General features: G+C 62.0%; 20 protein-coding genes and 1 pseudogene. 6 read left to right on the forward strand and 15 right to left on the reverse strand.

The window, feature by feature from the left end; genetic code table 11:
- Positions 1-46: 46 nt before the first annotated feature.
- Positions 47-196, reverse strand: coding sequence for a hypothetical protein (locus tag LJY18_RS11230; RefSeq protein WP_238041902.1), 150 nt, complete (start codon positions 194-196; stop codon positions 47-49).
- 210 nt (positions 197-406) lie between these two features.
- Here LJY18_RS11230 and LJY18_RS11235 point away from each other — a divergent pair, with 210 nt between their 5' ends.
- Entirely contained in the window at positions 407-1,387 is a 981-nt protein-coding gene (locus LJY18_RS11235) for a zinc-dependent alcohol dehydrogenase family protein (protein ID WP_238041903.1), read from the forward strand.
- Between the two features lie 49 nt (positions 1,388-1,436).
- Here LJY18_RS11235 and LJY18_RS11240 read toward each other — a convergent pair.
- Together LJY18_RS11240 and LJY18_RS11245 are read right to left on the reverse strand one after the other, a co-directional pair.
- A pseudogene (locus LJY18_RS11240) lies at positions 1,437-1,706 on the reverse strand (DUF1294 domain-containing protein); the annotation flags it as partial.
- A gap of 265 nt (positions 1,707-1,971) precedes the next feature.
- The gene (locus LJY18_RS11245) at positions 1,972-3,324 is read right to left on the reverse strand and encodes a DEAD/DEAH box helicase (protein WP_238041904.1); all 1,353 of its coding nucleotides are present in this window, start codon (positions 3,322-3,324) and stop codon (positions 1,972-1,974) included.
- Between the two features lie 174 nt (positions 3,325-3,498).
- Between LJY18_RS11245 and LJY18_RS11250 the strand changes: the two genes are divergently transcribed.
- Entirely contained in the window at positions 3,499-3,915 is a 417-nt protein-coding gene (locus tag LJY18_RS11250) for an anti-virulence regulator CigR family protein (protein WP_238041905.1), read from the forward strand.
- On the opposite strand, the gene LJY18_RS11255 is transcribed toward LJY18_RS11250, so the two are convergent.
- From LJY18_RS11255 to LJY18_RS11275, 5 genes are all read right to left on the reverse strand, one after another.
- Positions 3,885-4,583 carry a cupin domain-containing protein gene (locus LJY18_RS11255; protein ID WP_238041906.1) on the reverse strand — a complete coding sequence of 233 codons (699 nt, stop codon included), beginning with the start codon at positions 4,581-4,583 and terminating at the stop codon, positions 3,885-3,887. The genes LJY18_RS11250 and LJY18_RS11255 overlap by 31 nt on opposite strands.
- An 11-nt stretch (positions 4,584-4,594) precedes the next feature.
- Positions 4,595-5,485, reverse strand: coding sequence for an EamA family transporter RarD (gene rarD, locus LJY18_RS11260; RefSeq protein ID WP_238041907.1), 891 nt, complete (start codon positions 5,483-5,485; stop codon positions 4,595-4,597).
- A complete protein-coding gene (locus LJY18_RS11265) occupies positions 5,485-6,357 on the reverse strand; it encodes a carboxylate/amino acid/amine transporter (protein WP_238041908.1) in 873 nt (290 codons plus the stop codon). Before LJY18_RS11265 ends, rarD begins: the two co-directional genes overlap by 1 nt.
- 311 nt (positions 6,358-6,668) lie before the next feature.
- Positions 6,669-7,268 (reverse strand): FMN-dependent NADH-azoreductase, encoded by a 600-nt coding sequence (locus LJY18_RS11270; protein ID WP_238041909.1) that lies wholly within the window; start codon positions 7,266-7,268, stop codon positions 6,669-6,671.
- Between the two features lie 158 nt (positions 7,269-7,426).
- Positions 7,427-7,741, reverse strand: coding sequence for a 3-phosphoglycerate kinase (locus LJY18_RS11275; RefSeq protein ID WP_238041910.1), 315 nt, complete (start codon positions 7,739-7,741; stop codon positions 7,427-7,429).
- An 85-nt stretch (positions 7,742-7,826) separates the two neighbouring features.
- Between LJY18_RS11275 and LJY18_RS11280 the strand changes: the two genes are divergently transcribed.
- The 4 genes from LJY18_RS11280 to LJY18_RS11295 all read left to right on the forward strand — a co-directional run bounded on the left by LJY18_RS11280 (position 7,827) and on the right by LJY18_RS11295 (position 12,628).
- Positions 7,827-8,753 (forward strand): LysR family transcriptional regulator, encoded by a 927-nt coding sequence (locus tag LJY18_RS11280; protein ID WP_238041911.1) that lies wholly within the window; start codon positions 7,827-7,829, stop codon positions 8,751-8,753.
- Positions 8,754-8,765: 12 nt separating this feature from the next.
- Positions 8,766-9,593: an alpha/beta fold hydrolase gene (locus tag LJY18_RS11285; protein WP_238041912.1), complete on the forward strand. Its 828-nt coding sequence runs from the start codon at positions 8,766-8,768 to the stop codon at positions 9,591-9,593.
- Complete coding sequence (locus LJY18_RS11290) at positions 9,587-10,141, forward strand: peptidylprolyl isomerase (RefSeq protein WP_238041913.1); 555 nt, start codon at positions 9,587-9,589, stop codon at positions 10,139-10,141. Before LJY18_RS11285 ends, LJY18_RS11290 begins: the two co-directional genes overlap by 7 nt.
- A 654-nt stretch (positions 10,142-10,795) precedes the next feature.
- Positions 10,796-12,628, forward strand: coding sequence for an ABC transporter ATP-binding protein (locus tag LJY18_RS11295; RefSeq protein WP_238041914.1), 1,833 nt, complete (start codon positions 10,796-10,798; stop codon positions 12,626-12,628).
- A 114-nt stretch (positions 12,629-12,742) separates the two neighbouring features.
- Here LJY18_RS11295 and LJY18_RS11300 read toward each other — a convergent pair whose 3' ends face one another.
- From LJY18_RS11300 to LJY18_RS11330, 7 genes are all read right to left on the reverse strand, one after another.
- Positions 12,743-13,219: an REP-associated tyrosine transposase gene (locus LJY18_RS11300; RefSeq protein WP_238041915.1), complete on the reverse strand. Its 477-nt coding sequence runs from the start codon at positions 13,217-13,219 to the stop codon at positions 12,743-12,745.
- Positions 13,220-13,302: 83 nt separating this feature from the next.
- The gene (locus LJY18_RS11305) at positions 13,303-14,427 is read right to left on the reverse strand and encodes a GNAT family N-acetyltransferase (protein WP_238041916.1); all 1,125 of its coding nucleotides are present in this window, start codon (positions 14,425-14,427) and stop codon (positions 13,303-13,305) included.
- Between the two features lie 90 nt (positions 14,428-14,517).
- Positions 14,518-15,828: an OprO/OprP family phosphate-selective porin gene (locus LJY18_RS11310; RefSeq protein ID WP_238041917.1), complete on the reverse strand. Its 1,311-nt coding sequence runs from the start codon at positions 15,826-15,828 to the stop codon at positions 14,518-14,520.
- Between the two features lie 519 nt (positions 15,829-16,347).
- On the reverse strand, positions 16,348-16,791 hold the full coding sequence (locus LJY18_RS11315; protein ID WP_238041918.1) for a hypothetical protein: 444 nt from the start codon (positions 16,789-16,791) through the stop codon (positions 16,348-16,350).
- Between the two features lie 120 nt (positions 16,792-16,911).
- Positions 16,912-17,145 (reverse strand): anti-sigma factor family protein, encoded by a 234-nt coding sequence (locus LJY18_RS11320; protein ID WP_238041919.1) that lies wholly within the window; start codon positions 17,143-17,145, stop codon positions 16,912-16,914.
- On the reverse strand, positions 17,139-17,750 hold the full coding sequence (locus LJY18_RS11325) for an RNA polymerase sigma factor (protein WP_238041920.1): 612 nt from the start codon (positions 17,748-17,750) through the stop codon (positions 17,139-17,141). The genes LJY18_RS11320 and LJY18_RS11325 overlap by 7 nt, the downstream gene beginning before the upstream one ends.
- A complete protein-coding gene (locus LJY18_RS11330; RefSeq protein ID WP_238041921.1) occupies positions 17,750-18,871 on the reverse strand; it encodes a beta-ketoacyl-ACP synthase III in 1,122 nt (373 codons plus the stop codon). Before LJY18_RS11330 ends, LJY18_RS11325 begins: the two co-directional genes overlap by 1 nt.
- Positions 18,872-18,934 lie beyond the last annotated feature (63 nt).

Consider the following 18,934-nt stretch of genomic DNA (forward strand, 5'->3'; position numbering starts at 1 on the left):
TAATGGTGAACGGGGAGCCTCGTAGCGACCCTCAGGCGACCTCGACTCATGCAGCTGCCAAGGTAATGGATTGCAAGAGGCTGGCCGGTTCATCGACCGTTTCTGCGGCCAGCTCTTCGCCGGGCGAGAATGGTTGGCCCATGCTGCCCTGGACTTCATGCGGCAAGCGCTCGATCAGATCTCCGTGGTAAGTCATTTCATCCTCTCCAGTCAGCATCTCGCGCGATCAATTCCCTGCATACGACGCCCTGTAGATGCGACCCGCAAGAGCACGCCAAGGTTCACCGGCACAGGTGCAGAAGCCGAGGGCAATCACCATCATCGATGTAACAGCATTCGTGCCGCCCTACCCACTCAGGTCTAGACTCTGTCCTCTTGATGCGCCGCGACCAACTGGAGAATCCTCATGCTCAAAGCCGAATACCAAACCCGTGGCCCCGTGCCGCAAGACGTGATCGAGGCCGTCGATCTGCAACTACCAGCCCCTGCCGCGGGCCAGGTACGGATCAAAGTGGCGGCCGCACCGATCAATCCTTCCGACGTGCTCACCCTGACCGGCGAATACGGCATGCTGCCGCCGCTGCCGGCGATTGGCGGCAACGAAGGTGTCGGCCGCATCGAGGAACTGGGGCCCGAGGTGAGCAACCTGAAGGTCGGCCAACTGGTGTTGCTGCCGGTCGGCTGCGGCACCTGGGTCAGCCACCTCAATGCGCCGGCGAACAAACTTATCCCGTTGCCGGAAGCCGACCCGCTGCAACTGGCGATGCTGACCGTCAATCCGCCGACCGCCTCGCTGATGCTCAGCGAGTTCGTCGACCTCAAACCGGGCGACTGGGTCATCCAGAACGCCGCCAACTCGGGCGTTGGCAGCTACCTGGTGCAACTGGCCAAACTGCGTGGTTTCAAGACCATCAACGTGGTGCGCCGGGAGTCGGCAGTGGCCGGTGTGCAAGCCGAAGGCGGCGACGTGGTGCTGGTCGACGGACCTGACCTGGCCAAGCGCGTGCGCGCGGCCACCGGCGGCGAAGCCGTGCGTCTGGGCATCGATGCGGTGGGTGGCGCGTCCACCGACCACCTGGCCGCCAGCCTCAGCGAAGACGGCGTGCTGGTCAACTACGGCATGATGAGCCGCCAGCCTTGCCAGGTCTCACCGGCGTCCTTCGTGTTCCGCGGCGTGAGCCTGCGTGGTTTCTGGCTGGCCAAATGGTTCCAGAAAGCCACCCCGGCCGAGCAGATGAAGGTGTTCGGTGAACTGACCCAATTGATTGCCAGCGGCAAGTTGCACACCCGCGTGGCAGCCACCTATGACGTCAGCCAGATCAAGGAAGCGGTGGCCGCAGCGGCCAGCGGCGAACGCGACGGCAAGATATTGATCGTGCCGAAGTAAGCCTCAGCAAAGCGGCGGCGGACAGGCCTTGCGCCTGTCCGCCGCAGGTTCAACCTGCTGCCGGCGCATACCCCAGCCACAGTGCCAGGCCAGCCAGCGACAGATGCAGCAGCACGATCAGCCAGAACGTCAGCTGATAGCCCAGCTTGCGATTCTTATGGCGAATCAGGCGCTGCGCCAGGAATCCACCCGGCCAGCCACCCAACAGCTCATAAAGGTGCAGGCGCGCCTCGGGTGTGCGCTGCAGGCCTTTGATGGCGAACTGCTTATCGCGGTAGTAGGCGACAAAGCAGATCAGGCTCATCAACCCATAGATCAGTGCCAGTAACAGCGACATATCGACTCCAACGAGCACTGCCTGAGCCTGTTCGTGCCAAAGACGCGCAACGCCCCGCAGCATTGGCGGGTAGCTGGCGTAGTCAGTGACACTCAAGGTCAGATTGCTTTGCGCCAAGGCGCAGGGTAGGTCGCTGTAGAGCGCCACACCATCGGGCTGCACACATTTGTGGATAGTGCCCTGCGCATGGACCAGGCCAACGCACATCGTCAACCCCAGCCCATACAGACGCGCAAAGGCCATAGCCTTACTCTGCGGCAGGAGTGCGCCGCTTGAGCGGTGCCAAACCATCCTGGCTGACCAGCTCGGGCGCTGCGACCTTGGGCTTGTTGATGGTATTGCGCTTGCTTGGCGCCTTGCTGGCCGGCTTCTTCGCGGCGAGCTTCTTGCCGGTCTTGGGATCGACCTTTTTCTTCTTCGGCCCAACCGCCTTGCCAGACGCCTTGAGGTTCTTCGGCCCCTGGTAGATGCCTTTCATATCCTTGATATTGCGCCGCTCGAAACGCTGCTTGAGGTAGCGTTCGATGCTCGACATCAGCGACCAGTCGTTGTGGCAGATCAGCGAAATCGCCAGACCTTCGGCACCCGCTCGGCCGGTACGACCAATGCGGTGGACGTATTCGTCACCCGAACGCGGCATGTCGAAGTTGATCACCAGATCCAGACCGTCGACATCCAGACCGCGAGCGGCCACATCGGTGGCTACCAGAATTTTCACTGCGCCTTGCTTGAGACGGTCGATGGCCAGCTTGCGGTCTTTCTGATCCTTCTCGCCGTGCAGTACGAAGGTCTTGAAGTCGTGGGCGACCAACTTGCCATACAGGCGGTCAGCCTGGACCCGCGTATTGGTGAAGATGATTGCCTTGTCGTAGGTCTCGTTTTTCAGCAACCACTCGACCAGACGCTCCTTATGGTGATTGTGATCGGCGGTGATGATCTGCTGGCGCGTGCCTTCATTAAGCTGGCTGACGCGGTTGAGCTGCAGGTGCTCGGGATCTTTGAGCACCTTGGCGACGATCTCACGCAGGCTTGCACCGCCGCTGGTCGCGGAGAACAGCAGGGTCTGGCGCTCGGCATTGCACAGCTCGCTCAGACGCTGCACGTCTTCGGCAAAGCCCATATCGAGCATGCGGTCGGCTTCGTCGAGTACCAGCACCTCCACTTCATCGAGTAGCAGGTTGCCGGCGTTGGCGTGTTCGATCAGTCGACCCGGCGTGCCAATCAGGATGTCGACCCGGCGCAGCATCGCGGCCTGCATCTTGAAATCCTCACCGCCGGTAATCAAACCGGCCTTGAGGAAGGTGAACTGGGCAAAGCGCTCGACTTCCTTGAGCGTTTGCTGAGCCAGCTCACGGGTAGGCAGCATAATCATCGCGCGCACACTCATGCGCGGCGAGGAAGCACCATCGCCTAAGAGGCGATTCAGCATCGGCAGGACGAAGGCCGCCGTCTTGCCGCTGCCGGTCTGCGCCGTCACCCGCAAATCGCGCCCTTGCAGCGCCAGCGGGATAGCCGCCAGCTGCACTGGAGTGGGCTCGGTAAAGTTCAGCGCAGCCACGGCTTTCAGCAGACGTTCATGCAGGGCGAATTGGGAAAACACGGAGGTAACCTCGACGAAAAACGGAAATCAGTTGCATAGCGTAACGGTTTCCCGCGCTGTGGCCGAATTTGTTTGTGCTGGACAGCACAAAGCATGCTACCCGGCACTTGAACAAACCGCCATGAACGCACTCAAATCAAGCAGTACAACCGCCCCAAAGCCCCGGAGAATTGCATGCCCACCCCCTCTCGCATCCTGCTGATCTGTAGCGGCCTGGCCATCGCCTTGGCCACGCAGAGCGCATTTGCCGCGTCGAACAACGATAACCATGGCAAACAACGCGCTGGCTATGACGGCGACGTCAGTGTCCACGTCAGTGGTCCCACCATAGATATCGGCCGAGTGCGCATCGTGCTGGGCGAAAACCGCCAACTGATCGGCCCGACCAGCTCACTGCCGCCAGGCATCGCCAAGAATCTGGCCCGTGGCAAACCACTGCCACCCGGCATTGCCAAGAACTTCGACGGCCGCGTAGCCAGCCAACTGCCGCGCTATGACGGCTACCAATGGAAGCAGGCCGGCACCGACGTGGTATTGGTGGCGATTGCCACCGGGATCGTCTACGAAGTGCTGAGAAACGTACTGGACTGATCCGCGACACCCGCTTCGAGCAGATGGCCGACTTTCACATAAATCAGGCAACCTTCACGGGAAAACGGCGTATGCGTTGAGCCGTGCGGGTTGCGCAGCCAGGTGCCGGCGGGATAATCGCCGAACTCATCCTGGAATACCCCCTCCAGCACCAGGATTTCTTCCCCGCCAAGATGCCGATGGGCATGGAACTCGGTGCCTGGCGCCCAGCGCACAAATGCCGTGTGCACCGTGGCGAAGCTGGCCAGTGGCAAGACCTGCAACCCCGGCACCAGACCTGGCTGCCATTGCGCCCGGCGCGTATCGATACGCAGCGCTTGCTGATCCTGCGGCTGCTGGTAGCACAGCTTGACGAACAACAGGCACCCCGCGGGACTGGACGGCGCATGGCTGCTGCCGGGCGGATTCTTCAGCCAGTAGCCGGCCGGATAGGCGCCATGTTCATCGACGAAGACGCCTTCGAGCACCAGGATTTCCTCGCCTCCCGGATGCTCATGGCTGCGAAACTGCGAACCCGGCGCATAACGCACGATCGAGGTAGCGCGCCCGCTTTCCGCGGCAAAACGTTCCAGCGGACGCCGCTCGACGCCCGGCAACGGTGAGGCCTGCCAGTCGATAGTCCGGGTATCGAGCACCACGCGCTCGGCCAGGTCAGCATTGATCTGCATATCGCCACCTCTCATCGACGCCGCTGCTTGATCAGCAGCCGCGCACTGTCCCAGCCTACCAGCAGCACCGCAAGCCAGATCGGCAGATACGTCAGCCACTGCTGGGCATTGAAGCTTTCGCCGAGAAACAGCAGCGCCACCAGAAACAGCAGCACCGGCTCGACATAACTGAGGATGCCAAACAGCCCCAGCGGCAACAACCGGCTGGACGCCATCATCGCGGCAAACGCCAGGGCGCCGAGCAAGCCCAGACCCGGCAGCAGCCACCACAGCTGCGGCGCCTGGACAAACACCGCCACCGGGCCCCAGGCGACGATCAGCCACACCGCCAAGGGCGCCAGCACCAGCATTTCCAGGATAAACCCGGACAGGGCATCCAGGCGCATCCAGCGGCGCAACATGAAATACGGCGGATAACCCAGCGCGGTGACCAGGGTGACCCAGGAAAACGCCTGCAGACGCCACAGTTCATGCAGCACACCGAGCAAGGCACAGCACACCGCCAACTGCTGCAACGGCCGCAAGCGCTCGCCATAGAACACCCGCCCGGCCAGCACCATCGCCAGGGGCAGCAAAAAGTAACCCAGCGACACATCCAGCATGCGCCCGGCCAGCGGTGCCCAGACAAACAAGGCCCACTGCACGCCAATCAACGCCGCAGCCAGCGGCAGGGCCGCCAGTAATAACGGCTCACGGCGCAGACGGCCGATGGCCACGGCCAGCACCGTCCATTGCCGGGCCACGGCGACCAGCAGCAGCACTGCAGGAATCGACCAGAGCACCCGCTGGGCGAACACCTGCACGCCGTCCAGCGGCGCCAGTTGCTGCACATAGCCGGGAATCAGGGCAAACAGCATCGAAGCGCCAATTGATAGCGACACGCCACGTCCGGACAGCGTCATCACACCCCCTTCGCCACGAGTGCCTGCCGGCTACCGAAGCGCGTCAGCAGCAGGGAGCTCGCAATCACCGCCCCACCCAGACTCAAGCGCACCAGATCGGCATCACGGTTCCACAGCAACAGATTGACCAGCAGCCCTGCCGGCACCAGAGCGTTATTCATCACCGCCAGGGTGCCGCCATCGACCAGGCTCGCGCCCTTGTTCCACCAGTAAAGTCCAAGCCCGGATGCCAGCAGACCGAGCCAGGCCAAGACCCCCCACTGGATGGCGCTGCTGGGTAAGCGGGCGGCATTGCCGAACAGCAGAAAGGCCGGCAAGGCGACGGCCAGCGCGCCCAGATAGAAGTAGCCGAAGCGCCGGTACTGCGGCATGTCCGAGGGGTACCGGGCCAGCAGATGCTTGTAGAACACCTGCCCGGCGGCAAAGGTGGCGTTGGCGATTTGCAGCAGGAAGAAGCCGGCATAGAAGTCCGTGCCGGGCTGGTCATAACGAATGATCGCCGCACCGGCCACCGCGACCAGGGCGGCGAGCAAGGCCCAGGGATTGAAACGCCGATTGAACGCATCCTCGATCAGGGTCACGTGCAATGGCGTGAGAATGGTGAACAGCAGCACTTCCGGTACCGTCAGCAGGCTGAAACTCAGGTACAGGCAGACATAGGTGACACCGAACTGCAGCGCGCCGATCAGCAGCATGCCGCGCATGAACGCTGGCGCCACGCCGTGCCAGCGGGTCAGGGGCAGAAACACCAGACCGGCGATCAGCACCCGCGTCAGCACGGCAAAATAACTGTCCACCTGGCCGGCCAGGTACTCGCCGATCAGGCTGAAAGAAAAGGCCCATAACAGGGTCACGAACACTAGATAACGCATGGCCACCTCACAGCTGGCCGGCGACCTTAGCGTGTCGTGCGGTTTCGAACAATCGCCGCGCAACCGGCACAAAAAAAACCCGGCGGACCGTCAAAGCGATCAACCGGGCATATGCGCCCCAGGAGCAAAGGGACGCCAAGGGAGCTGCCTGTTACTTGAACACTAGCAGGCCGTTGAAAACCTGGCGAGCGACGCCGGGGCCGGGGCGCGCATTCGAGCCTGATTGACTCGTCGCGCTCGCCCTGCGGGCCTGCCTTCGGCTGTTACGGCGCTTTGCCAGGTTACATCGCCGCATGGCCGAGGCCGGCCTGTCAGGCCACTTGCGCCACTTGCGCCTTGGCCTCGGCCAGACCTTTTTCCATGAACTCACCGCCCAGGTTGAGGCCTTCGGCGTGAATGAAGCTGACCTCGTGGATGCCGATGAAGGCCAATGCCTGACGCAGGTAGGGTTCCTGATGATCCAGGCTGCCGCCGGCGTAGATACCGCCACGGGCGGTCAGGACGAAGGCACGCTTGCCAGTGAGCAGGCCCTGCGGGCCGGTTTCGGTGTACTTGAAGGTGACGCCGGCACGCAGCACATGATCCAGCCAGGCTTTCAGGGTGCTGGGGATGGCGAAGTTGTACATGGGCGCGGCCAGCACCAGCACATCGGCAGCCAGCACTTCATCGGTGAGTGTGTTGGACAGGGCCAATGCACGTTGCTCCGCGACGCTCTGCTGGTCGGCCGGGGTCATCCAGCCGCCCAGCAGATTGGCGTCCAGGTGCGGTACTTGCTCGACTGCCAGGTCGCGCACCTGGATGTGATCGGCTGGGTGGGCGGTTTGCCACTGGGCAATGAATTGCTCGGTGAGCTGACGGGAAACCGAGCCTTGTTGGCGGGCGCTGCTTTCGATTACCAGAACTTTGGACATATTTTTTTGCTCCATCGAAGGGATTGGTTAACGTCGATGGAGCAAAGGGTAGAGACACAGTTATCGATTAAAAAGCGCAAATAACCACTTCTACCTATCTATAAAATTGATTTATCAGACGCCTCGCTCTAGGATCACTAATGTTGACAAGGTCGCGCTCATTTCAGGCCACAGGTCAACTGCACGCGAAGCTTGATGATGCTGCGGGCGAATTTTACCGTCAGGTTGCTGCTCTGCCCCGGTACCAACAATACTTTACGGGTGCGTGGCAGTTCGGGGCCGTTGCGAAACACCCCGGTGCACTCGGCCTCCGTCTGACCGTAGTTGTAGAGCAGCACGGCGCCCATGTTGTGATCGATTTCCTGGGTCGTGACCGACACTTCGGCACCGTTGAGCTGTTTTTCCACCTCGATCGGATAAGCGAAAGCAACCAGCGGCAACAGGGCGATCAGGGCACAGCAAAATTTCTTCATGCGGCAGTCTCCAACAAAGGACTGCCAGTTTAGGGCGAGTTCGCCCCACTGTGCACCCAACGACTCGCGTGAATAGGAGAGGATAATGAAAGCGCCCCGCGTGACCCTCGATCAATGGCGTACTTTGCAGGCCGTGGTCGATCAGGGCGGCTTTGCCCAGGCCGCCGAGGTGCTGCATCGCTCGCAATCCTCGGTCAGCTACACCATTGCGCGGATGCAGGAACAACTCGGCGTGCCGTTACTGCGCATCGACGGACGCAAGGCCGTGCTCACCGAGGCCGGCGACGTGCTGCTGCGCCGCTCGCGGCAACTGGTCAAGCAGGCCAGTCAGCTGGAAGACCTGGCCTACAACATGGACCAGGGCTGGGAAGCCGAAGTACGCCTGGTGGTTGATGCCGCCTACCCGACCGCGCGACTGATCAGGGCACTGGCCGCCTTCATCCCGCAGAGTCGCGGTTGCCGCGTGCGTCTGCGTGAGGAAGTGCTCTCGGGCGTAGAGGAAGTGCTGCTGGAAGGCACCGCAGACCTGGCCATCAGCAGCCTGTCCATGGTCGGCTATCTGGGCCATGAACTCTGCGAAGTGGAATTCGTGGCGGTCGCCCACCCCGACCATCAACTGCACAAGCTGCAACGCGAACTGACCTTCGAGGACCTGCAGAACCAGTTGCAGGTGGTCATCCGCGACTCCGGGCGCAGCAAGCCGCGCGACGTCGGCTGGCTGGGTGCCGAGCAACGCTGGACGGTCAGCAGCCTCTCGACCGCCGCCAACTTCGTCAGCAGCGGCCTCGGCTTCGCCTGGCTGCCGCGCCACCTGATCGACCGGGAGTTGAGTAGTGGCATACTCAAACCCCTGGCACTGGCACAGGGCGGCAGCAACCACCCACGCTTCACCCTCTATTGCCATAAGGACAAGACCCTGGGTCCAGCCAGCCAGATTCTCGTTGACCTGATCAGGAACTTCGACGCCGCCCCCCTCAATGCACCCTTCGCCGCCCCCCAATCAACCAGCTGACAGGAACCACCCATGTCCTACTACGATAATGATGGCTGCCAGTTGCACTACGAAGTGTATGGCAAGGGCGCTCCGGTACTGCTGGTACACGGCCTGGGCTCAAGCACCTGCGACTGGGAATATCAGATCCCGGAACTGGCTGCGCACTACCAAGTGATTGCCATCGACATCCGCGGTCACGGTCGCTCTGACAAGCCGCGCGAACGCTACAGCATCGCCGGTTTTGCCCAGGATGTGAACGTACTGATCGAGCACCTGGGGCTCGACAGGGTGCATTTGGTTGGCATCTCCATGGGCGGCATGATCGGTTTTCAGGTGGGCGTCGACCGTCCCGAACTGCTGAAAAGCCTGACCATCGTCAACAGCGGTCCCGAAGTGAAGGCGAAGAGCCCGCGCGACTTCCTGGAAATCGCCAAACGCTGGAGCCTGTCGCGCCTGCTCAGCCTCGATACCATTGCCAAGGCACTGGGTAAACTGCTGTTCCCCAAGCCCGAACAAGCCGAACTGCGGCGCAAGATCGAGCAGCGCTGGCCGCAGAATGACAAGCGCGCCTACCTCGCCAGCCTCGATGCGATCATCGGCTGGGGTGTGCGCGATCGCCTGGCGCGCATAACCTGCCCTACCCTGGTAATCAGCGCCGACCGCGACTACACCCCTGTCGCGCAGAAAGAGGCCTACGTCAAGGAAATGCCCAATGCACGCTTGCTGGTAATCGAAGATTCGCGTCACGCCACACCGCTGGATCAACCGCAGCGCTTCAACAGCAGCCTGCTGGCCTTCCTCGAGGAAGTCGAACAGACTGCCGCCACTGCCCTCAACAAGGATAAACAACCATGCTGAAAAAAATCGCCCTCGCCGCCTGCTCCGTACTGTTTGCCAGCTGCCTGATGGCTGCGGAGAACCCGAAAGTACTGCTGACCACCAGTCTCGGTGACATCGAAATCGAACTGGACGCGGAAAAAGCGCCGATCAGCGTGGAAAACTTCCTCGCCTACGTCGACAGCGGTTACTACGCTGGCACCCAGTTTCACCGGGTGATTCCGGGCTTCATGGTGCAAGGCGGCGGCTTCGATGCCAACCTGCAGCAGAAGCAGACCCGGGCGCCGATCAAGAACGAAGCCGACAACGGCCTGCACAACGTGCGCGGTACCCTGGCCATGGCGCGCACCCAGGTGCGCGACTCGGCCACCAGCCAGTTCTTCATCAACCACAAGGACAACGCCTTCCTCGACCACGGCTCGCGCGACTTCGGTTATGCAGTATTCGGCAAGGTACTGCGTGGCATGGAGGTGGTCGACAAGATCGCCCAGGTACCGACCAGCAATCGCGGCGGCCAGCAGAACGTACCGCGCGAACCGGTGCTGATCATCGAAGCCAAGCGTCTGTAACCCATGGGCGGCGCATGACGCCCGCCACTTGACCACAGCCATCGCGTGGCGGCACGCGCAGACTCTCCAGGGGCCATGCCGCCAGCCTGGAGGCGCGCCAGCGGCATTGGCATAACCGGCGCAACAGCGTCGGTTGGCCCCTACTGCGCTGCGCCGAGCGCCTCCTCTTTCTGCCACAGCGGTAGCCCCACTACCGGGGGCACATCACACCGCCACCCTGGCCACAAGCTGGGGAACTCCCATACATTTTCGCAGCCTACTGGCGCTGGTCTTCCTCGGCCGAGGCAGGCTCAGCCGGCATGGGCTTCGCCGGAGCACTGGGCTGGGCCGGTTCGTCGTCGCCCCCTATCAACGTCAGGGCGAGAAATGCGGCTAAGAGAAACGCAATACGTACGCCTGACCTCCATTTCTAGTGAGTGGTTTCCCGACACCTCTCACCTGTATGGGCCGGCGTCAGGCGCAAGAATGCCAATACGGCCAGCGACAGGGGCTCCCCAAACCTGACCGCCCTGGCCAGAGCCCTGCCGATGGTCGACAGCAGTCGCCTGCGCCCCCGGGATGAGCGTCATCCTGCGGCGTTACCTGGCAGTCGAGCGCCTGCGGGTTAAGGGATAGAATCAGTACTCTTACCACCGCCAAGGCAGGATGCCTGAGATGCTGTTTCGCCGCTTCGAAGCCCTGATCGACGTATTCAAGGCCAGCCCGGACGCCGCGCCGCCAGCGGGCATCCTGCCGTTCTATGCCTACTACCTGCGCCAGGTCTGGCCGCTGATGATCGCCGTGCTGGTGGTCGGTTTCTTCGCCGCGCTGATCGAGGTGGCGCTGTTCAGCTTCCTCGGCCGGCTGATCGACATGGTTCAGGCCACGCCGAACGCCGAGTTCTTCAACCAGTATCAAGGCGAGTTGCTGTGGATGCTGCTGGTGGTGCTGCTGATCCGCCCGCTGGTGTTCGGCCTGCACGACCTCCTGGCCAACCAGGCTATCACCCCGAACCTGACTAACCTGGTGCGCTGGCAGAACCATCGCTACGTGCTCAAGCAGAGCCTGAGCTTCTTCCAGAACGACTTCGCCGGGCGTATCGCCCAGCGCATCATGCAGACCGGCCCGGCGCTACGCGATTCGGCCATGCAGGTGGTCGACTCACTCTGGCACGTACTGGTCTACGCCGGCAGCGCGCTGTACCTGTTCGCCGCGGCGGACCTGCGCCTGATGCTGCCGCTGACGCTGTGGCTGGCCGGCTACTGCCTGCTGCTGTGCTACTTCGTGCCGCGCATCAAGAACCGGTCGGCCGGGGCTTCGGCGGCACGTTCCAAGCTCATGGGCAGGGTGGTCGACGGCTACAGCAACGTCACCACCCTCAAGCTGTTCGCCCACACCCGCGAAGAAGAAGGCTACGCCCGCGAGGCGATGCAGGAACTGCTCGACAAGGTGCGCCTGCAGACCCGCACCGTCACGGCCCTGGACTTCAGCGTGACCTGCCTCAATGGCTTGCTGATCGCCGCCACCGCTGCGCTGGCCCTGTGGCTGTGGAGCCAGGCATTGATCAGCAGCGGGGCCATCGCCCTGAGCGTCGGCCTGGTGATACGCATCAACAACATGGCCGAATGGATCATGTGGGTGGTCAATGGCATCTTCGAGAACGTCGGCACGGTGCAGGACGGCATGCGCACCATCGTCCAGCCGCGCCAGGTGTGCGACCGGGCAGACGCAAGGCCGCTGCGGGTCAGCAGGGGCGCGGTGCACTTCGACAACATCCACTTCCATTACGGCAAAAGCCACGGGGTCATCAGCGGCCTGAACCTTGAGGTCGCGCCCGGCGAGAAGATCGGCTTGGTCGGCCCTTCCGGCGCGGGCAAGTCGACCCTGGTCAGCCTGCTGCTGCGCCTCTACGACCTGGAGAGCGGGCGCATCCTGATCGACGGTCAGAACATCGCCGAGGTGGCCCAGGAAAGCCTGCGCGCCCAGATCGGCGTGGTAACCCAGGACACCTCGCTGCTGCACCGCTCGATCCGCGACAACCTGCTGTACGGCAAACCCGAAGCCAGCGAAGCCGAATTGCTCGAAGCCGTGCGCAAGGCCCGCGCCGACAGCTTCATTCCGCTGCTCGACGACGGCCAGGGCGGCCACGGCTTCGATGCCTGGGTCGGCGAGCGCGGGGTCAAGCTCTCCGGTGGCCAGCGCCAGCGCATCGCCATCGCCCGGGTACTGTTGAAAGATGCGCCGATCCTGATGCTCGACGAAGCCACCTCGGCGCTCGACTCGGAGGTCGAGGCAGTGATCCAGGAAAGCCTGGATACTCTGATGCAGGGCAAGACAGTGATCGCCATCGCCCACCGCCTGTCGACCATCGCGCGCATGGACCGCCTGGTGGTAATCGACCAGGGCCGCATCGTCGAAACAGGCAGCCACCGCCAGTTGATCGAACGCGGCGGCCTCTACGCCCGCCTTTGGCAACACCAGACTGGCGGCTTCGTCGGGGTGGAGTGAAATGTCGATCGCGGCCATGGGCCGCTCCTACAAAAGCAGAGCACGCCGCCACCCCGTAGGAGCGGGCCGTGCCCGCGAATCGATGTTGAGTGCACCAATCATCGCCGAGCCTGATCAAAGCCAGATGGCATTCCAGAACGGATAATCCCCGACCCGCTTGACCAGTCCTGCACGCAGCGGATTGGCCACGATGTAACGGGCGACGGCTTGCAGGTCTTCCTCTTCGCGCAAAGCATGATCGTGAAAGGCTTTCGACCAGAGTGGACCCGTTCGATTCAGGGTCCGGTTGGTATGGCGAGAACTGGCGGATTTGAGTCGGCCAATCACCCCGCCGAGGCTGTCTGTCTCTCCAAGCTGAAGCAGCCAGTGCACATGATCCGGCATTAACACCCAGGCCAGCATGCGGCTTTCCCTGAGCAAGGTGGCATCTTCGAAACAGCGCGCGGCCGAACTGGCGGCTGGAAAATGGATGAAGAGTGGTGTGCGGTTTTGAGTTGTAGTGGTTATCAGATAAGCCGAATGGCAAATGGATACACGGCCATTGCGTAATTCAGCGTGCCCCGGCGTTTTGTAGCTGTAGCGCTCGTCCATAAGCGTTCTCCTTGGGGATTTCGCGGCCATGGGCCGCTCCTACGATCAGGGGTCATAGCCACGAAACTGCAACCGCGAAAACCTCAGCCCTGCCGATACGGCAGCAACCCGCGCGCGTCCTCGGCGTAGCCCTGCACGCCAACCCGCTCCTGTTCGAGAAAATCGGCCACCGCCGCGCGCAAGCCCGGGTGGCAGAGGTAATGCCAGGAGTGGGTGATCACCGGCTCGAAGCCGCGGATCAGCTTGTGCTCGCCCTGGGCACCGGCATCAAAGCGCTGCAGCCCCTGAGCAATCGCATACTCCATGCCCTGGTAGAAACAGGTCTCGAAGTGCAGGCGGTCGAACTCCGCCAGGCAGCCCCAGTAGCGGCCATACAAACTGTCGCCACCGATCAAGCTGAACGCCATGGCCACCGGCCGGCCACCCTGGCACGCCAGCACCACGCGGATCATCTGCGGCATTCGCTCGGCCAGCAAGCTGAAGAACGTCCGGGTCAGATAGGGCATCTGGCCACGCACCCGGTAGGTATTGGCGTAACACTGGTAGACGAAATCCCACTCGGCCTCGCTGAGCTGATGCCCTTCGCGCCAGTCGAATTCGATGCCCTGCCCCGCCACCTGCTCGCGCTCCTTGCGCATCTGCTTGCGCTTGCGCGAGCTGAGGGCATCGAGAAAATCCTGGAAATCCCGGTAGCCGCGGTTATGCCAATGGTATTGGCAGCCGAGACGCTGCAACCAGCCGTCACGCCCCTGCAGCAGCGCATCATCGGCCGGGCTGGTGAAGTTGATATGCAGGCTCGACAGACCCTGCTGAGCAAGGCTGGCGCTCAGCTCATCGAGCAATTGCCCGGCGGCGAGCGGATCGCCGAGCAAACGCTGCCCACTTACCGGTGAGAAGGGAATGGCGCCGAGCAGCTTGGGGTAATAGTCGATGCCCGCCCGGTGACAGGCATCGGCCCAACCATGATCGAACACGTATTCGCCATAGGAATGGCTTTTCACATAGGCCGGCATGGCCGCCAGCACCCGCCCCTGGCCGTCCTGCAGCAAGCGATGCGCCGCCTGCCAGCCGCTGCGCCCGCCCACGCTGCCGCTGTCTTCCAGCGCCGAGAGAAAGGCATGAGACAGAAAAGGTTGCTGATCGATGCGCAAGGCATCCCAGCTCGAGGCATCCAGCTCGTTCAACGCAGACAGGGTCGATATAGGCATGAGCGCAGTCTGGCCTGTTGGCCTGACGAAAAAAAGCCCCGCACGAGGCGGGGCTTGAGGGGTGCAAGGTTGTAGTGGCGAGGTGTTTACTTAGAACACGTACTGGGCGCGCAGGCTGATGGCGTCGCCATCATCGTCGCCATTGGCGTTCACAATGTCGTCCACGCTGGTATTCAGGTAGTTGGCGGAAATCTTCACGGCTTCGTTGGCATACCAGTTCACACCGATAGTGTGAGTCTTGGCGCTGGCTTCAGCGGTATTGGCAGTCAGGCCGAGCAAGCCGGCGTTGGAGGGTGCAACCGCAGTCTCATCAACCGTGATGTCGTCGTAGCGGTAGAACACTTCCCAAGCACCGACCTGCTTGTTCTCTGGCTTGATCTTGTCGAACTTGCCGCCATCGAGCTTGTAACTGCGCGATTCGCCGGTCAGGGTGTAGGCAACTTGCACGTTGTAGCCGCTGGCTTCCAGATCGTTGTCGTTGCCATTGGCCGCTGCATCGCCATCGGCGGTACGAGCCAGGTACTCACCCTGAATGGAGAACGGCCCCATCATATAGGCCGCTTCCGCCCCCCATGCCTGATCGGTGCCATCCAGCGCAGCGCCACCGAAAGTGCCACGGTTACCGTTGGCACTGTCTTCGGTAGTGCCACGAACCGACAACCGCGACTTGATCGAGTCACTGAAACCCGCCTCTACTTCACGGGTCGCGTAGTTCAGGCCGAAGTGCAGAACCTGCTTATCCTGGACGATCGGGGCAAATACACCGCGCGCTACGAAAGTGGTGTTGTTCTTGCCATCTTCGTCCTGGTTGCCGTCTTGACGATAGCCACCAACCTCACCGTGGAACATGTCGCCCAGCGTGGCGCGCAGTCGGATACCTTCACCATTCTCATGGCTGTTCAGCCAGGGGGCGAGGTCATAAATGGCCGAACGCTCGATGGCAGTGATCCACTTGGAGCTGACGGCTTCTTCCAGACCGAAGGTCGGATTGATGCGACCGACCGAAAGCTGGAGCGGTTTCCAGCCATTGTAGTGAATGGCCAGTTCATCCCAATCGCTGGCTTTGTCGCTGAAGTTACGATTGAAGGTATAGCCCCAGTCGGTGAAGGCTACACCGGAAATTTCCAAGCGGGCACGACGGAAATAGGTTTCATCGGCACGATTGCCATTCTTGGTGTAGAAGCCGTCAAAGCTGTCCGCATCCGCCTGGAGACGACCGTTGATCTTGAAGGAAAATTCCTTGTCGGTGGTGGCCACTTCCAGGCCGCCCTTGGTCTTGACCACGATATCGGCACCGTCGGTGGTGACGGTACCAGCGAAAGCCTGGGCGGAAACGGCCAGAGCCAGGGCGCTGGCTGCGAAACCGACCATTGTTCCACGGAAGCTGTGCTTACGGATCATCGAAGATTCCTCTAGTAGACTTTTAGTGTTGAAAACACCCGAGCGAGCGCGCTCGTTTGTGCTGCAGGGAATCTTGGCGGCGAGTTATGTCAGCGCGATTGCTGATATATAAATTTTTGATGACAGTGGAACTTTTTTACTTCGAATATCTATAAGCAGTGATGGCTAGGGCCGCGTATCGAAGTCGAGCCGGGGAACGCCACAGCCCTGACGCAAACAACACCGCATTACTCTTGTGACAGGGGGCATTGGCCACGACTGGAGCGGCTGACACACAACGCCACCCGCCCGCGTCGTCAGGTCGGGCGAGACGTTGCTAAGGGGCTGTGGAAAAAGAGTGCCGTGCGGCGTTCCATTCGAGCGCAGCGACAGTCCGGCGGATGGCTGTGGTAACGCCGATCGACGGTGCGCTGCCTGCGGCGACTGGCACCCTATGGATCGCGGATTGCTCGCGGTCATTGATCGGAGCCGAGGGCGTTTGGGAACGATCGCACTAGGCGAGCGCTGTTTCACAAGCTCTCAGCCCTCGGGCTTGGCACCGCGCGCGGCGATCTGCGCATACCAGGCCTCCAGCACTTCGCTGCGCTCACCGGATGCCACCCGCAGCAGTTCGTGCCGCGCCTGCGCCCGCTCGACACCATGGAGCTGCAAATAGCCGAGCAGGTCGTCGAACAGCCGCCGCCGGCTATGCCCGGCCGCCGAATCGTCGCGCCGCGACATGCAGTTCACCAACAGGGTGGAGCCGCATACGCAGTTACGGAAGACCTCGACCAGCGCCCCCTCCTCGTCGTCATAGACGGCCTTCAGGCCGGTGATATCGTGGCGAATCGCCTGGGTCTGCTGGAAGTAGTCTGCCGCGCTGGCAAATTCCCGCCCGCACGTGCGGCAGAGCTTGGGAAAACTGTCATGACTCAACGCCCGAAGACCGGCGAACCAGGCATCGTGGCTGGTAATGAATGACATCCAGCGCTCCCGGGTCGGAATGTTGATTGGCCGACCAAGCATAGCCGCTGGCGCCAACCGCGCTGGCTGGCACGACCAGAGACTGCAATGAGATAAGGACACTCACTTTTGCAGCCCCGATCAACGCCGCGAGCGAACCTCTTCGGCCAGCCGTGCGGCCAGCTTGTCCAACTCGGGAATGGCGGCATCCGGTAACGCGCGCAACACCCGTTGACTCAGACGCATCTGTTTGATGAAGCGCCTGCAGCGATAACACATGGCCAGATGCATCTGCACAGCCAGACGCTGGCGCAGACTCAACTGGCTATCCAAGAAATCGCTGGAGTTCGCCACCAACTCCTTACAACTCAGCATTGGCCGGTCTCCTCGAAATGTTCCAGGGTGGCGAACACCTTCAACCGTGCCCTATGCAACAACACCCGGACATTGGAGAGCGATATCTGCAAAAGATTACAGATTTCCTCCAACTCCAGGCCTTGGCGCTCGCGCAGCAGCAACACGCTGCCCTGTAGATCCGACAGGCTGGTCAGGGTTTTCTCCAGGCACTCACGCAGTTCTTCCTCCGTGAGCAACGCCTCCGGGGTGTCCTGATGCCAGGCGAACGGTTCCAGCAACCAGTGGCCGTCGCCCGAGAAGCGCTCGTCGCCAACCGATCCGTGCGGTCCCGGCAGATCATCCAGCAGCACCTCACGCCGGTTGTGCTTGAGACGCGTCTTGGCGGTATTGGCCGTGATGGTCAGCAGCCAGGTCTTCAGGCTGGAGCGGCCCTGGAAGCCGCCCAAGTTGCGCACCACCGCGAGCCAGGCATCCTGCACCACCTCATCGGCGTTGCGGCTGCCAACGATGGCGAAAGCCACCGCCCGCATCGCCCCCTGGTAGGTGGCGACCAATTCGCGAAAGGCCTTCTCCTCGCCAGCCAGCAGGCGGGCGAGCAACGCGCTATCGGACGGGTAGTCCATTAACGCTTACGCAGAATCACGCTGCCGATCGAGTAACCGGCGCCGAAGGAACTGAGCACGCCCAGCGCACCGCTCGGCAGGTCGTCCTGGTGCTTGTGCAGGGCGATCACCGAACCGGCCGAGCTGGTGTTGGCATAGCTGTCGAGGATCACCGGCGCTTCACCTGGCTCGGCATCGCGACCGAGCAGCTTGCGGGCGATCAGCAGGTTCATGTTGAGGTTGGCCTGGTGCAGCCAGAAACGCTTGACGTCGCCAACATTCAACTGGTTTTCCGCCAGATGGCTGGCAATCAGCTCGGCGACCATTGGGCAGACTTCCTTGAACACCTTGCGGCCTTCCTGGACGAACAGCTTGTCCGAGGCGCCAACCCCCTCTTCCGCGGCACGGTTGAGGTAGCCGAAGTTATTGCGAATATTGTTGCTGAACTGGGTGATCAGCTTGGTGCTGACGATATCGAACTGGTGCTCGGAGGTTGCCAGGTCGGCCCGTTCGACGATCACTGCGGTGCAGGCATCGCCGAAGATGAAGTGGCTATCACGGTCGCGGAAGTTCAGGTGACCGGTGCAGATTTCCGGGTTGACCATCAGGATCGCCCGCGCCTGGCCGAGCTGCACGGCGTTGGTCGCAGCCTGCAGGCCAAAGGTGGCCGAGGAGCAGGCTACGTTCATGTCGTAGCCGAATCCCTGGATCCCCAGTGCCGCCTGCACTTCGATGGCCACCGCCGGGTAGGCGCGCTGCAGATTCGAGCAGGCGACTATCACCCCGTCGATATCCGCAGCGGTCTTGCCCGCACGGGCCAGTGCTTCCTGGGCGGCGGCGACGGCCATCTCGCAGAGGATGCCCCACTGCTCGTTGGAACGTTCGGGAATCCGCGGAACCATGCGCTGCGGATCGAGGATGCCGTCCTTGTCGATCACGAAGCGGCTCTTGATCCCCGACGCCCGCTCGATAAAGGCACTGCTCGACTCGATCAGTGCGGCGACCTCACCCGTGGCGATCGCCGCCGCATTGTCCGCATTGAACTGCTGTACGTAAGCGTTGAAGGACTCCACCAGCTCGTCGTTGGAAATGCTGTTCGCCGGTGTGTACAGGCCGGTCCCACTGATCACGACGTTGTGCACGGTCATTCCTCTCGTTGATTTGCCGCGCATCGCGGCCATTTATGCATAAGCCCTTGGCCGGCG

Origin of the sequence: Pseudomonas sp. MMS21 TM103 (assembly GCF_022132145.1) — a bacterium.
Lineage (GTDB): Bacteria > Pseudomonadota > Gammaproteobacteria > Pseudomonadales > Pseudomonadaceae > Aquipseudomonas.

Excerpts from the sequence above, each read along its gene's own strand:
- LJY18_RS11320 (WP_238041919.1), bottom strand. The coding sequence starts at position 17,145 with ATGCTGAGTTGTAAGGAGTTGGTGGCGAACTCCAGCGATTTCTTGGAT.
- rarD (WP_238041907.1), bottom strand. The coding sequence starts at position 5,485 with ATGACGCTGTCCGGACGTGGCGTGTCGCTATCAATTGGCGCTTCGATG.
- LJY18_RS11290 (WP_238041913.1), top strand. The coding sequence starts at position 9,587 with ATGCTGAAAAAAATCGCCCTCGCCGCCTGCTCCGTACTGTTTGCCAGC.
- LJY18_RS11235 (WP_238041903.1), top strand. The coding sequence starts at position 407 with ATGCTCAAAGCCGAATACCAAACCCGTGGCCCCGTGCCGCAAGACGTG.
- LJY18_RS11315 (WP_238041918.1), bottom strand. The coding sequence starts at position 16,791 with ATGTCATTCATTACCAGCCACGATGCCTGGTTCGCCGGTCTTCGGGCG.
- LJY18_RS11285 (WP_238041912.1), top strand. The coding sequence starts at position 8,766 with ATGTCCTACTACGATAATGATGGCTGCCAGTTGCACTACGAAGTGTAT.
- LJY18_RS11265 (WP_238041908.1), bottom strand. The coding sequence starts at position 6,357 with ATGCGTTATCTAGTGTTCGTGACCCTGTTATGGGCCTTTTCTTTCAGC.
- LJY18_RS11280 (WP_238041911.1), top strand. The coding sequence starts at position 7,827 with ATGAAAGCGCCCCGCGTGACCCTCGATCAATGGCGTACTTTGCAGGCC.
- LJY18_RS11310 (WP_238041917.1), bottom strand. The coding sequence starts at position 15,828 with ATGATCCGTAAGCACAGCTTCCGTGGAACAATGGTCGGTTTCGCAGCC.
- LJY18_RS11255 (WP_238041906.1), bottom strand. The coding sequence starts at position 4,583 with ATGCAGATCAATGCTGACCTGGCCGAGCGCGTGGTGCTCGATACCCGG.
- LJY18_RS11275 (WP_238041910.1), bottom strand. The coding sequence starts at position 7,741 with ATGAAGAAATTTTGCTGTGCCCTGATCGCCCTGTTGCCGCTGGTTGCT.
- LJY18_RS11300 (WP_238041915.1), bottom strand. The coding sequence starts at position 13,219 with ATGGACGAGCGCTACAGCTACAAAACGCCGGGGCACGCTGAATTACGC.
- LJY18_RS11270 (WP_238041909.1), bottom strand. The coding sequence starts at position 7,268 with ATGTCCAAAGTTCTGGTAATCGAAAGCAGCGCCCGCCAACAAGGCTCG.
- LJY18_RS11230 (WP_238041902.1), bottom strand. The coding sequence starts at position 196 with ATGACTTACCACGGAGATCTGATCGAGCGCTTGCCGCATGAAGTCCAG.
- LJY18_RS11305 (WP_238041916.1), bottom strand. The coding sequence starts at position 14,427 with ATGCCTATATCGACCCTGTCTGCGTTGAACGAGCTGGATGCCTCGAGC.
- LJY18_RS11295 (WP_238041914.1), top strand. The coding sequence starts at position 10,796 with ATGCTGTTTCGCCGCTTCGAAGCCCTGATCGACGTATTCAAGGCCAGC.
- LJY18_RS11325 (WP_238041920.1), bottom strand. The coding sequence starts at position 17,750 with ATGGACTACCCGTCCGATAGCGCGTTGCTCGCCCGCCTGCTGGCTGGC.
- LJY18_RS11250 (WP_238041905.1), top strand. The coding sequence starts at position 3,499 with ATGCCCACCCCCTCTCGCATCCTGCTGATCTGTAGCGGCCTGGCCATC.